General features: G+C 62.2%; 11 protein-coding genes. 7 read left to right on the forward strand and 4 right to left on the reverse strand.

From position 1 onward, the window contains the following. Nucleotides 1-805: 805 nt before the first annotated feature. Both CKO36_RS11280 and CKO36_RS11285 read right to left on the reverse strand, forming a co-directional pair. Nucleotides 806-1,963 carry a bifunctional metallophosphatase/5'-nucleotidase gene (locus CKO36_RS11280; protein ID WP_200284166.1) on the reverse strand — a complete coding sequence of 386 codons (1,158 nt, stop codon included), beginning with the start codon at nt 1,961-1,963 and terminating at the stop codon, nt 806-808. Beyond that, nucleotides 1,960-2,535 (reverse strand): DUF3593 domain-containing protein, encoded by a 576-nt coding sequence (locus CKO36_RS11285; protein ID WP_200284167.1) that lies wholly within the window; start codon nt 2,533-2,535, stop codon nt 1,960-1,962. The genes CKO36_RS11280 and CKO36_RS11285 overlap by 4 nt, the downstream gene beginning before the upstream one ends. Nucleotides 2,536-2,583: 48 nt before the next feature. On the opposite strand from CKO36_RS11285, the gene CKO36_RS11290 reads away from it, so the two are divergent. Then, nucleotides 2,584-2,790, forward strand: a complete 207-nt coding sequence (locus tag CKO36_RS11290; protein ID WP_200284168.1) for a hypothetical protein — start codon at nt 2,584-2,586, stop codon at nt 2,788-2,790. Nucleotides 2,791-2,799: 9 nt separating this feature from the next. Here the strand turns inward: CKO36_RS11290 and CKO36_RS11295 are convergent, their stop codons facing one another. Beyond that, nucleotides 2,800-3,333: an IS5 family transposase gene (locus CKO36_RS11295; RefSeq protein ID WP_200284188.1), complete on the reverse strand. Its 534-nt coding sequence runs from the start codon at nt 3,331-3,333 to the stop codon at nt 2,800-2,802. Between the two features lie 139 nt (nt 3,334-3,472). Here CKO36_RS11295 and CKO36_RS11300 point away from each other — a divergent pair, with 139 nt between their 5' ends. Further along, nucleotides 3,473-6,427 carry a transporter substrate-binding domain-containing diguanylate cyclase gene (locus tag CKO36_RS11300; RefSeq protein WP_200284169.1) on the forward strand — a complete coding sequence of 985 codons (2,955 nt, stop codon included), beginning with the start codon at nt 3,473-3,475 and terminating at the stop codon, nt 6,425-6,427. On the opposite strand, the gene CKO36_RS11305 is transcribed toward CKO36_RS11300, so the two are convergent. Then, a complete protein-coding gene (locus CKO36_RS11305; protein ID WP_200284170.1) occupies nt 6,355-7,401 on the reverse strand; it encodes an HD-GYP domain-containing protein in 1,047 nt (348 codons plus the stop codon). The two genes, CKO36_RS11300 and CKO36_RS11305, sit on opposite strands and share 73 nt — an antisense overlap. A 292-nt stretch (nt 7,402-7,693) precedes the next feature. Between CKO36_RS11305 and CKO36_RS11310 the strand changes: the two genes are divergently transcribed. From CKO36_RS11310 to CKO36_RS11330, 5 genes are all read left to right on the forward strand, one after another. After that, nucleotides 7,694-8,086: an EF-hand domain-containing protein gene (locus CKO36_RS11310; protein WP_200284189.1), complete on the forward strand. Its 393-nt coding sequence runs from the start codon at nt 7,694-7,696 to the stop codon at nt 8,084-8,086. 15 nt (nt 8,087-8,101) lie between these two features. Beyond that, entirely contained in the window at nt 8,102-9,103 is a 1,002-nt protein-coding gene (locus CKO36_RS11315; RefSeq protein ID WP_200284171.1) for a hypothetical protein, read from the forward strand. Between the two features lie 67 nt (nt 9,104-9,170). Then, nucleotides 9,171-9,500, forward strand: coding sequence for a hypothetical protein (locus CKO36_RS11320; RefSeq protein WP_200284172.1), 330 nt, complete (start codon nt 9,171-9,173; stop codon nt 9,498-9,500). Continuing rightward, nucleotides 9,439-11,127, forward strand: a complete 1,689-nt coding sequence (locus tag CKO36_RS11325) for a sensor histidine kinase (RefSeq protein WP_242469547.1) — start codon at nt 9,439-9,441, stop codon at nt 11,125-11,127. The genes CKO36_RS11320 and CKO36_RS11325 overlap by 62 nt, the downstream gene beginning before the upstream one ends. Nucleotides 11,128-11,129: 2 nt before the next feature. Further along, entirely contained in the window at nt 11,130-12,467 is a 1,338-nt protein-coding gene (locus CKO36_RS11330; protein WP_242469548.1) for a sigma-54-dependent transcriptional regulator, read from the forward strand.

Raw genomic sequence — 12,467 nt, forward strand, 5'->3', positions numbered from 1 at the left:
TGGGCAACGTCGAGGCGCGCAGCTCCGCACGAACGGCCGGGGTGGTGCGGGCGTTTTTATGAAGTCGAACCTGCATCGTTCATGCCTCCATGGTCTGATCGTCGCTGGTTGCTGGTCGAGATAGGGGTCGTTCAGCCTCTAGGCAATCCGCCTTGAGCTCGGCGATAAGTGCTTCAAGAACTGCTCGAGCGAGGAACAAAGGATGGCTCCTCTTTGGCAAATAATCACACGGGACGGGACACCTTCCGAATGGGCATGTTGTCCTCCTCGCCGCCCGTGAGCGGCTGGGTTGATCCGGCGCATCTTGGAACAAGATCGACGCCGAGATGATCGAACCGCCATTGACCATGATGGGCCAAGGCGGCCAAACCACGGCGGGGATGGCGTTGCGAACAGGAGGTTTCGGGAGGGAAGCCTGGACGCTCCGGTGTTGCTCAACCCCGCCAGATCGACTGACGGGGGTCACCGGTCAGGCGATCAGCACGTGCGCGCTGGTATTTTGCCGAAGGGTCGGCGATTACGGTGGCAGCGGCGCGGTGATGTGCGAAGTTGATTGGCGGAGAACGCGCGAGCGAAATCACGCGCACGCGGAATCGCCCTGCCGCCTGATTGGGAATCGGCGGCAGTCGGTGTGGTCGCGACGGTGAGTATGGTGACTTGCAAGGCGTTATCCTGACAGCGGAGCATGATGGAAACGGTTGCCTGGAGACATCCGCGAACGTGAAAGTCTAGACCCGATGCGTTCGCCTCGCAAGCGGCGAAGCATCGGGAACATTTGACGGAACTCAGGCCTTCCAGGGGCGCTTCAGCGGCGCACTAATCGCCCGTCGATCCCAACATCCACTCGGCCTTGCTGGCGAAAGGCATCGGTCACCAGATCCAAAATGAGAAGCCCGGTCTCCGTCGCATCCGGTAAGTCCTTGAGTTCGGCATAGCCGTCGCCACCAGCGGTCAGGAAATCCGGCATCACCAGCCAGTAGTCGGCGTCTCTGTCCAGCGGCTTGCCGCCGACCTGAATTTCTTGGGCGGTGCCGTCTGCGATCATCAGACGCACGCCGGAGACCTGGAGAAAGCCGCCGGGATCACCCCGTGGGTCGAGGGCAGCGGAACGGTTCAGCACCTGCTCAAGTCTGGCACCGCTGATGGTGGCGGTGACCAGTTCGTTCCCGAATGGAAAGGCCTGGTGGAGATCGCGCAGGCGCACCGCGCCGGCTGGCAGGCCGGCGCGGAAGGTGCCGGCGTTGAACAAGGCCACATCGGCTCCGGTCTGGGCGCGGGCCAGGTCGCCCACCCAGTCGCCGAAGTTGCTTTCGTTGCGGCGGATGACCGCGCGGCTGGCGTCGAGCCGTCGCGCGTTGTGGCCAACGACCACCTCGATCTCTGCGGCGGATCGCATGGCAATTCCGCTGGTGTTGCGTGGATAGGTGGTGGTGGTCAGTTCCTCGGTAACCAGGCCAAGGATCCCGATACGCGGGCCATTCGGCGGATGCAGGACCAGGGTCGCCGGCGTTGGAAACGGAATCGGCGTGACCTCGAGGTTGGCGGCCAGGATGGGAAAGCCGGCTGTGGCGAGAATCTGGCGGAAGACCTCTTGGCCGTAATCCAGCTCATGATTGCCCATCACCGCCGCATCCACGCCGATTTCGGTCAGAATCTGGATATCCGGGAGGCCAAGAAAAACCGTCGAGGTGACGTTGCCCTGAAGGAGATCACCACCGAAGAGCAGCACCACCGGCCGGGTTGGATCTTCTTTGCGGATGGAGTCCACCAGCCCGGCAAGTCGGGCGATCCCGCCCAGGTGCTGACCCGTGGTCGGCGTGCCTCCCTGATCTTCCACCGGATCGAGCTGACCGTGAAAGTCGTTGAAGTGCAGCAGAGTCAGCGGCAGCGCCTCGCCGGCTAGGGCGAGTGTCGGCGCGAGCAGCATCGCAACCGCCAGGACAATAATAAACGGGCGCGTCATGGGATTGTGGACTGATTCGATGGCAGGCCAATTACCGGAGCTGATACGTCAAGCGCGGACGGTCCAGCCTCGATCACGGACTGAGGTTTTGCCAACCGCAAACGCCGATAAGCGCCGAACGCGATCAGAAAATCACTGACGGACAGCAGGCTTTCACTCGCGCCATGGAGCGCATCGGCATGGGCGAGGCTCGGCAGGCCAAGTTGAAAGGTCGCCACCCGGGTGGCGACAATCGCCCCGGCGACGAAAACCAGCAGAAACCAGAATCCCGCGATGCTCCATGGCGAGAACAGACTGGGGCTTTGGCGATGCACCACCAAAAGCAACACCAGAAACCCGAGATACGCGAGATTCGCACCGGGGAGCAAGGCGGACAGGCCATCCGCGACCCACAGTCGGCTCAAGCCCCAGGTCAGTCCCAAGATCAGGAGCGCGAGCGTGAACCAAACGGACGGGATGCGCCGGATGCGCAGCATCAGCAGGGTTGCGCACAGCAGCGACAGGCTGCCCAGGAAGGTCATGAGTCGCGATCCTTCCAGATGAATGATGGCTGTTGGCAGTGACAGCAGCATGATTGCGGATGAAGGTCGTTGATCAGGCGAGCTAGTCTAGCACCTGCCTTGCACGCCGGATGGATCCGTCAGCATACGATTGGCGGATGGCATCATCTTGACCCGAGCACGCCTGATTCCATGACCGACCTGCAACCGCCCTCCCCCACGCCGGCCGAACGCTCCCTCGCCGCCGGCGACAACCGCCGCTTCTTTGGCCATCCGAGCGGACTGGCGATGCTGTTCAATGTCGAGTTGTGGGAGCGTTTCTGCTAGGGCCTGTCATCAATTAAGCAGGACGCATGCTGAGGCCAAGTGTACACCGGCGAGAAAGTTGCGAGACAGCTTGTCATATCGGGTGGCAATCGCCCTGAACTGCTTGATCTTCGAGAAAAAGTTCTCAATCAGATGGCGCGCTTTATACAATTCCTTGTCGTAAGCGCGTTGGACCAGGCGGTTGCGCTTCGGTGGAATCACCGCTATCGCCCCGCACGCTTCCAACACATCAAGCACCCGCTCAGCCGCATCATAGGCCTTGTCCGCGAGCAGTGCTTCGACCTCCAGATCGACCAGCAAGTGATCGGCACCGACCAAATCCGAGGCCTGTCCTCCCGTCAGATAAAAACCCGTTGGGTTACCCAAGGCATCGGTTCGAGCATGAATCTTCGTGCTCAATCCGCCTTTGCTGCGCCCGAGGAATTGATGACACGCCCTATCGCACCGTGCGCGGGTTATTGCCCTCTCGTCGCACTTTCTTTGAGCATCTGAGAGCCTTGCTGCAATATCTGTCGTTCGAGAGTTGGGATCATTTGCTGAAATTTATGCTCAATGAACTGGAAGGCAAAATCCCTGACACTGGGTAGGGGGTTAAATTGAGAACTGCTGGGCGATGAGCGCTTCGAGCATCTCGCAGGACTGTCCGGGTATAATCCAGAATTTGCACCTGTACCCGCCCCAGATGCCTAAGCTCCACTTTTCGCTGTACCTGCTGTTTTGCCTGCTATTCAACCTGCCGGCACCGGGGCTGGTCGCAGCTGAGTTGGCGCTTACCAGCGACGAGACCGCCTTCCTTGCCGCGCATCCGAGCATCCGCGTCAGTAGCGAGCAACACTGGGCACCCTACGACTTTATCGACAATGGCGTCTCGACCGGCTACTCGGTTGACTATCTCCAATTGCTGGCGAGCAAGGTTGGCTTGGAACTGGAGTTCGTGCAAAGCGCTGACTGGCGGAAGCTGACTGAGGCCTTCTGCGCGCGGCGCATTGATCTGATTCAGGCTATCGACCGTTTTTCGCTGGACCTCGATTGTGGCATTCCGATCGAGCCACCGATGATTCGCGAAGCGGTTCAATTCGCCACGCGCACTAATTTCAAGCCCGTGGAGCGACTCGAAGATCTGTTTGGGCTGCGAGTCGCGCTCTATTTCGATACCGAAACCACGCGCTGGTTCCTTGATGCCTATGGGGAGCGGGTCACCCCAGTGTTCATCCGCTCACCTCAGGAGGGGCTGCGGGCGGTGGCTGAGAATCGCGCCGATGTGATGCCAGAGTTCGGCTCGGTGCTGGGGTATTACGTCAACCATGAGGGCTTCTCTGGGCTTAAAATTGAGGGCTACCTGGAGGAAATCGGCCTGCTGGATATTCTGTTCGCGGCGCGCGGCGACTGGCCACTGTTGGCGAGTATTCTGGCCAAGGCGCAGCAGGCAATCCGGCCATCCGAGCTGGCCGCGTTGCGTGAGCGCTGGCTTAAAGCACCGCCTGTCTCGACCGCGCGGATCTCCGGGGTCGAGCTGACAGCGGACGAACGCGCCTTCCTGCTGACGCATCCACGCATCCGGGTACAGAACGAGCAGGACTATCCGCCCTACGATTTTGTCGATAACGGCCAGCCGGCCGGCTTCTCCATCGATTATCTGCGCCTGATCGCGGCACGCACCGGCCTGGAGTTTGAATTCATCAGCAGCTTGAGCTGGGCCGAGCTGCTCGCCCGCGCCCGCGCCGGCGAAATCGATGTACTGCACTCCCTGCTTGAGACGCCGACCCGACGTGAGTTTCTTGCCTTCACCCGGGCCTACGTCAAGGACTACCTGGCCCTAGTGGTGCCCGCCGGATCGCTGATCCAAAATTTCGATGACCTGCGCGGCAAGCGCGTGTCCGTGCTCAAGGGCGGTGCCGCCGCAAGCGCCATCGCCAGGGAGCACCCTGAGGTCGAACTGGTAGCGTATGCGTCCACCCGCGCGCTGCTCAAGGCGGTGGTTTATGGCGAGGTGGCTGCGGGTCTCATCAGTCAGGCCGTGGGTACCTACATCGCCGAGCAGGAACTGCTGCCAGCGCTGGAATATCGCCATCTTGATGCGCTCGACCGCACGGCCCGCCCCTGGCACATCGGCGTACGCAAGGATTGGCCTGAGCTGCTCAGTATCATCGAGAAAGGCATGGACGCCATCCCTTATATGGAAGTCGCAGAGCTGCGCCAACGCTGGCTGACACACAACAGCCACCCGCCGCAGACGCTGATACTCAGCCCGGCCGAGCGTCGCTACCTGACGCAAAAAGGGCGGCTGCGCCTGTGCATCGATCCCGACTGGATGCCCTTCGACGCCATTGATGCCGACGGCCATGAGATTGGTATGGGAAGCGACTATCGCGCACTGTTCAGCTCGCTGCTCAAGATCCCAATCGAGCTGGTGCCCACGCGCACCTGGGTCGGGTCGCTGCGCAAGGCCAAGGCACGCGATTGCGACATCGTCGCTCTGGCCACGCCCACGCCCAATCGCGCCCACTATCTCGATTTCACCCAGCCGCTGGTGCGCGTGCCCTATGTGATCGCCATTGCCGACCGGCGGCTGTTCATCGAAGATTTCGACCGTGTCGCCGATCAGCGCTTCGCTGTGGTGCGCGGCTATGCGGTGATCGAGGATCTGCGCGCACGCTATCCTGGCATCGAGCTGGTGGAGTTCCCAATGATTGAGCAGGCTCTGCGTGCCGTGCTCGCTGGCGAGGTTGACGGCTACATCGGCCTGACTGCGGCCATCGGCTTTGCTATCCAGCGCTATGGATTGGTGGATCTGCGCATCGGCGGGCGCCTGCCGCTCGACAGCCAGCTCACCATGGGCGTGCGCAACGACGAGCCACTGCTGCGCGACATTTTCAACAAGGCTATCACCGAGATCGGCCCGCGCGAGCGCGACCGCATCTATCGCAAATGGGCAGCCGTTACTCAGGAGCGGGTGCTTGATCGCAGGCTGCTGGCGCAAATTCTCATAGCCGTCGCTTTGTTGCTGGGGCTGTTTATCTTTTGGAACCGGCGCATGGCCCGCGCCAAGCGGGAGACCGATGTTGCGCTCGAACAGCTTGCGCAGGCCAAGCGGGAGATCGAGACCCAAAATGCCCGGCTCGAGCAGCTGTCGACCACCGACACCCTGACCGGCCTGCCGAACCGCCTCAAGCTCGACGCCGAGCTGGCGCGCGAGTTCGCCCGCGCCGAGCGCTATGGGGCGCCGCTCGCGGTGATTCTGCTCGACATCGACCACTTCAAGGAGATCAACGACGGCCATGGCCATCTGGTCGGCGACCAGGTGCTTATCGCCTTTGCCCGGCTGCTGCAAGCCCGCCAGCGCGCCACCGACCGCGCCGGGCGCTGGGGCGGCGAGGAGTTCCTGATCCTGTGCCCGTACACCAATGCCTCGGGTGCGCTCAGCCTTGCTGAGGAGCTGCGCCGGGACATTGCCGGCCACCAGTTTGCAGAGATCCCCGGCTCCATCACCGCCAGCTTCGGGGTCGCCAGCTATCGCCCCGGCGACACCGCCGTCAGCCTGATCGGCCGCAGCGACACCGCGCTCTACCGGGCCAAGGCTGCCGGGCGCAACCGGGTCATCGAGCTTGACGACGAGGCATCGACTCGCCTCGACTGATTGGGCTGGTGTACGCGCTCTCGCTGGCGCCGCTGGAGGTGACTCATACCCCTGGCCGCTCGGTCTTGATCATGGCGATGAAGGCCTCTCTTGCCCAGATCGTGCATCAGGGCACCCTGACGCAGGAGTTCAAGTTCCGCGTCAGTGAGACCGATATAGCGCCCGAGTCGCACCGAATAGCGCGTGACTCGTCCGGAATGGCTGGCCGTGTAAGCGTCCTTGGCCTCCAACGCCTTGGCGAGGGATTTCATCATGCCGAGGGAGGCATCTTCCATCTCCCGGATGAGTTTCTCGATGCTATCTGCCATTCGGTTGATGGCGCGACCGAGGGCGCCAATCTCGTTGCGCTGATGTCCTTCAACCCGCGCGGACAGATCGCCCTTGGAGATCCGACCGGTGATCTCGCCCAGACGCAGCAGGGGCGCAACCAGGCTGCGATACATCACCAGCCACACAATGACCAGCATCAGCAGCGTTCCGGCTAGCACCATTAGCAGGAAATCGCGCTCGAAGCGATCATCCGTGGAGGAAATGATCGCCATAGTGGCGCGCAAGTCAAGTTCGGCCTCAATGGCGGCCAAAGTTTGATCGTCTTTCTTCAGTGGCACGATGATATCGATCTGCGGCACCGCCTCACCGCTCTGGGGATTCGGCTCCCACTCAATCTCTTCGCCAATATAGGGTTGTCCAGTGCGCAAAACATCGCCGTAGTGTCCACTCAAGTCTTTCGCTCCATGGACTCCCGGCCGGGTGTCGGCAAGCAGAATGCCTGCGGGGTTGTAGATATAGAGGGAGCGGACCGAGAAAGTGTGAAAATTATCCTGATCAGCGATTTCATCTTCCAGCAGGCCTTGTAAAGGTGCGCCAGCAGTGGGTCCGCCCAGGCGGAAAATGTCACGCTCCAACCCTTTCAGAAACACTATCACCTGGTTTTTCGTCTGCTCGAGAATGGACTGCTCGAGTAACCATTCCATATAAATCATCTGAACAACGGACACTGTGCCCATGCCGAGACAGATGATGAGAATGATTTTGCGGGCTAATGGCATAAGCGGCAAAGAGGAGTGGTTCTTGGCTTAACATTGGCGGTTTGCACCAAGTCACCATAGTTTTCCTTGCTCGTCAAATGACCCGCCACCAGCACTGGCGCCATCCAGTAGTGAATGTCCGCACCCTAATGCGTCAAGCTGAATCCAAACTGAAGTCTTTCTCTACCGAGCGAACTCGTTATACTCGACCCTCCCTGTGAGTCTTAAGGAGACAACCATGTTTACTATCAATGCTTTTTCCCCAAGCAGGTCGGCGGTTGCACTGATGCGGATTGCGCTGTTGTTCAGCGTTTCGGCCATGGCCAGTGCCCAAATGGGAGCGGCCGTTGGTGCTGCAACCGCTGCGGGCGTTGCCGGTGTTTCCGGTGCTATGCGTATGATGCCGGCTTTTACCGACTTCGACAGTGATGGCAATGGCCAGGTCAGCCCGAGCGAATTCGAGCAGACCCGCGCTCAGCGCATCGCCGAACGCTCGCAACAGGGCTATCAAATGCGCGGACTGGCCAATGCGCCGAGTTTCTCCGATCTGGATACCAATGGCGATGGTGTGCTGGATAAGGACGAATTCTCCACCGGGGTGGCTGCGCAGCACCAAGCACCCACACCCTAGAGTTGGCGTGTACCTTTGAGCCCCGGTGCCAGGGATGCCATCCTGGCCCTGGTTCTGGTGCTCGCCTTGGTGCTGGCGCAGTGCGGAAGCGCTGGCACCGTGGTGGCGGCCGACCAGCCTCTGACCACAGCCCTGAGCCTAGGCTATGACAGTAATCCCGCCCAGCGTCAGGATGGGCCGGAGTTGGGCTTTGCGCAGGTCGCCATGGGGTTGCGCTATGCATTGCTCCAGGGCTGGAGTCTTGGTGGAGACCTGTGGTTGCGTGATGCCGCTGGAGCCAACGACAGCGGCCGGCTTGATTGGGATGTCGCCTGGTTAGGCAGACTTGGGCGCAGCCAACTAAATGTCTGGGGCACGGGCGGTTGGTATCGCGATCAGTTGGTACCGGCTGATGAGCGCAATGAGACGGCGCTGGGGGTGCTCTTAACCCGTGCTTTAACAGCGCGCCTGGATACTTCCCTGCTGGGCGAGCGGCGCTGGTTCGCCTATCGTCATCGGGTGTTGCCCTGGGTGGGGCGTCCGAGTGGCCTGTCGCCGAAAAAAGGATCAGCTGGCATGCCCGGACCTCATGGCCCGGGGGCAGGAGGTCCGGGCAATCAAGGCGACTCCTTCAGCGCCCGGCGGCGTGCGGATCGACTGGATGCACTGGCACTCGACACCACCTGGCTGGTCAGTGCCCGCCTGAGTTTGACTGTGGGGCTGGATCAGGGCTGGCGCCACAGCTCGATTCCGCTCGATGCCTATCATCAAACGGGTGCGCGGCTGATCCTGAGCTTTGACCCGTCCGATCGCTTCAGCCTGAGTGCCGAGGTGGGCAGCGCCCGCCTGGATTATCAACACGCGCCCCGCCAGCTGGAACGCCTGGACCGGCCACGCTGGCTGGGGCTTGAGCTGTGGCACTGGCGCGATCCGGGCGCTTGGTTTTGTGGCTTGGAGTGGCTTGACAGCCGCTCGACCCTGGATGCGGAAGCCTTTACCCAGTGGGTCGGGCATTGTGGCTATCAACACGATTTTTAACCGTCGGCAGTGGCCGAGAGGTCTGTTGGGGTGGGGGCTACTTGGACTGGCTTTGTCCGGGACCCTCATGGCTGACTCGGAACCGCGCCTGGGCACGCTGATCGACATTGAGCCAGAGGTGCTGGTGGTGGCCTTCGAAGATGCTCCCGGACAAGCACCCGAGCGAATCCCCCAGACCGAGCGCACCCGAACCATCGCCTGGCAGCCCGGCATGGCGGTGCGGGTGTGGCCGGCGAGTATAGATACAAACAGGGTACGAATCAGTCCGCTGGGCACCGGTGGTCGCAGTCTTGACCTGACTGGCGTACGCCGCCGCCTGAGTCGCGGGCGCCGGAATGGGTTTGGAGGTTCTGGATCCGGCGGTGGCGGACTCGGGGGTGGGCATGGACGCCGATGATGACCTCACGCGCGTGGCATCGCCACAGCACACAGGGTGGCACCGTGCGCCCGCGTTGCCTTCGCCCTGGTTGGGGAATCTGCTGGTGTTCGGCTTGCTGATGCTCCTGACGCTGGTGGCTTTCTTTTTGCAGACGCGTTCCGCCGAACAACGGTTCATCGCCGAAGCCGCAGAGCACAGCCGCTTGCTCGCCGATGCGGTGCGCCTCCATGCTCGGGGTGCCGTGCTGGCCGGTGAGGCAACTGATACCATTTTGACCGCCTTTCTCGGCAATAGCGCGCGCTTTGTGCGCTATCTGGACGACATCGAAGCCTTCACGGCCGATGAGCTGACCGCCTTTGCCGCCGAAGCCGGGCTGGCGCTGATCGGCATTCAACGCGGGCCAGCAGCGGCGCCTGCTTGGGTGTTGGGATCGCCCGACGGAGCTGAGCGGAATCTGCTGCGCTGCGCACCATTGGAGCAGCTGCGTCCCTGGTCTGGAGACGCCGGGTTTTCATTCAGTGTTGATCGTGGTCAGCGTCCTGGCTGTATTCTGGTAGCGATGAAAAGCGCGGCGGTTGAAGCGTTACGCGAGGCGATCAGCGTGCCGCAGGCGCTCCAGACCATTGGCCAGCTCCCCGGAGTGCTTGGCGCACAGCTGGAGGGCGAGCCGCGTGCGGGGCTCTTGTCCGCGCCGGCGACCGACGCGCCACCGCACCTGCGCTTGTATGAAGCACATACAGGCATCACCCAGGCCGAGGCTCGTGCGCCCATTGCCGGAGCCGAACTGGTGCTGCAGCTCGACGCCAAACCCCTGATGCAGAGGCGACGGGAACTGTGGCTCGCCTTTGGTGGTTTCCTGCTTGCCTTGCTAGCCACCGGTGCGCTGGGAACCTGGCTGTTGGTGCGAGTGCAACGTGCCCATGAGCAAGCGCTACGTGACTATGAACGGCGTTTGTCAGCGCAGCGCGAGGAGGCCAGTCTGGGGCGCGCCGCAGCCACCATTGCGCATGAAATTCGCAATCCGCTCAACGCCATTGGTCTGGGGCTGCAACGCCTGAAGCTGGAAGCGACTAGTCTGGACCCCAGTCAGCAGGCCTTGATCGAGCGAGTGACTCAGGCGCTCCAGCGCACCAATGGCACAGTCGCGCGCCTGCTCGATTATGCGCGCCCCGGGCAGCGCGAGCGCCAGTCGGTAGATCTGACCCGACTGCTCACTGACGCGCTGGCCGGGCAGCGCGTGTTGCTTGATGCGCGCGCGCCGCACCTCCAGGTTGAGCTGCCAGAGCAGGCCTGGGTGCCGGGCGATGCCGCGCAGCTGCGCCGCGCGCTCGATAATCTGCTCGGCAATGCGTGTGAGGCGCTGCCCGAGGGCGGGCAATTGGAGATCGCGCTGGTGCGCGTCGAGCGGGCAAGTGCCTCGGGTGGCAGTCACGAGTGGCAGCTGAGTCTGACCAATGATGGACTAATACCCATGGAGCAGCCGCTGGCCGAACTGCTTGAACCCTGGGTCACCCACAAAACTGAGGGCACCGGCCTGGGACTGGCCATCGTGCGGCGTATTGTTCAGGCCCACCATGGGCGTCTTGCGCTCAACAGCCCGGCACCTGGACGCTTGCGGGTACGCCTGTGGCTGCCGGTAGTATAAGAATGATGAACATTTTACTCGTTGATGATGAACCCATGCAGCGCGAGCTGCTAGCCGGCTTTCTGCTCAATCAGGGCTATGCCGTGCTGGAGGCGGACAACGGCGAACAGGCGCTGCGGGTCTTTGCGCAGCAAGCCATCGCCCTGGTGCTGCTCGATCAGCGTATGCCGGGGCTGCCGGGAGAAGAGGTGCTGGCGCGCATGAAGGCGCTCAACCCCGGCGTGCGCGCCATCATGATCACCGCCTATGGCTCGGTAGAGACGGCGGTGACAGTGCTCAAGCTCGGCGCCGATGATTTTCTCGAAAAGCCGATTGATCTCGGTCAGTTGATGGAGAAGATCCAGCAGATCGAGCAACGCCTGTCGGTGGCTGAAGATGTGCAGGCATTGGTTCAACCAGAGGCAGTGGACGAATCCCTGCCGCTGCCAGTGCCTCTGGTGGCCGAGAGCCTGGCGATGCGCGAGGCGCTGTCGCTGGCGCGACGCATGGCCGTCAGTGACTTCAACGTGCTGATCTGCGGTGAGACTGGCACCGGCAAGGAAGTATTCGCCCGGTTGATGCATGCCCTGAGTCCGCGTGCTGGGGCGCCTTTCGTGGAACTCAACTGCGCGGCCATTCCCGAGACCCTGTTTGAAAGCGAGCTGTTTGGGCATGAAAAGGGTGCCTTCACCGGCGCGACCAAGGCGCATTGCGGGCGCTTCGAGCAGGCCGTCGGTGGGGTGTTATTTCTCGATGAGGTCGGCGAGCTGGCGCTGCCACTGCAAGCCAAGCTGCTGCGCGCCCTGCAGGAGAAGCGCATCCGCCGGGTGGGCGGCGAGCGCGAGATCAGCGTGGATGCGCGGGTACTGGCCGCCACCAATCGCGATCTGCGCGCCGAAGTCACCGCCGGGCGCTTTCGCGAGGATCTCTATTTTCGCCTCAAGGTGCTGGAGCTCGAACTGCCGCCGCTGCGCCAGCGTCGCGAGGACATCCCGGCGCTGATCGAGCAGATCATCGCCCGCCACCCCGGCGCCACCGCGCGCCTGGCGCCGGAGACCTTGGATCGGCTAATCAAATACGATTATCCTGGCAATGTGCGCGAGCTGGAGCACTTGTTGCAGCGTCTGTTGACCCTGGCGCGCGGCCCACTACTGCGCCCAAGCGAGCTGCCCGCCGAGGTGCGCACGCCAAGCGTCACCACCGGTCCCTTGCAGGAACGCCTCGCCGCCTTCGAGCGTGATCTGCTGCACACCGCCTTGGAACAAGCGGATTGGGTGCAAACCCGCGCCGCTGAGGCATTGGGCATCAGCGAGCGGGTGTTGCGCTACAAGATGGGTAAGTTTGCTCTGAGGCGCGAGTGA

Source organism: Rhabdochromatium marinum (assembly GCF_016583795.1).
GTDB lineage: Bacteria > Pseudomonadota > Gammaproteobacteria > Chromatiales > Chromatiaceae > Rhabdochromatium > Rhabdochromatium marinum.

What these genes read in the sequence shown, in the direction of transcription:
- CKO36_RS11325 (WP_242469547.1), top strand. Translation starts at nt 9,439, where the DNA reads ATGGGTTTGGAGGTTCTGGATCCGGCGGTGGCGGACTCGGGGGTGGGC.
- CKO36_RS11300 (WP_200284169.1), top strand. Translation starts at nt 3,473, where the DNA reads ATGCCTAAGCTCCACTTTTCGCTGTACCTGCTGTTTTGCCTGCTATTC.
- CKO36_RS11280 (WP_200284166.1), bottom strand. Translation starts at nt 1,963, where the DNA reads ATGACGCGCCCGTTTATTATTGTCCTGGCGGTTGCGATGCTGCTCGCG.
- CKO36_RS11330 (WP_242469548.1), top strand. Translation starts at nt 11,130, where the DNA reads ATGATGAACATTTTACTCGTTGATGATGAACCCATGCAGCGCGAGCTG.
- CKO36_RS11305 (WP_200284170.1), bottom strand. Translation starts at nt 7,401, where the DNA reads ATGGAATGGTTACTCGAGCAGTCCATTCTCGAGCAGACGAAAAACCAG.
- CKO36_RS11285 (WP_200284167.1), bottom strand. Translation starts at nt 2,535, where the DNA reads ATGCTGCTGTCACTGCCAACAGCCATCATTCATCTGGAAGGATCGCGA.
- CKO36_RS11310 (WP_200284189.1), top strand. Translation starts at nt 7,694, where the DNA reads ATGTTTACTATCAATGCTTTTTCCCCAAGCAGGTCGGCGGTTGCACTG.
- CKO36_RS11320 (WP_200284172.1), top strand. Translation starts at nt 9,171, where the DNA reads ATGGCTGACTCGGAACCGCGCCTGGGCACGCTGATCGACATTGAGCCA.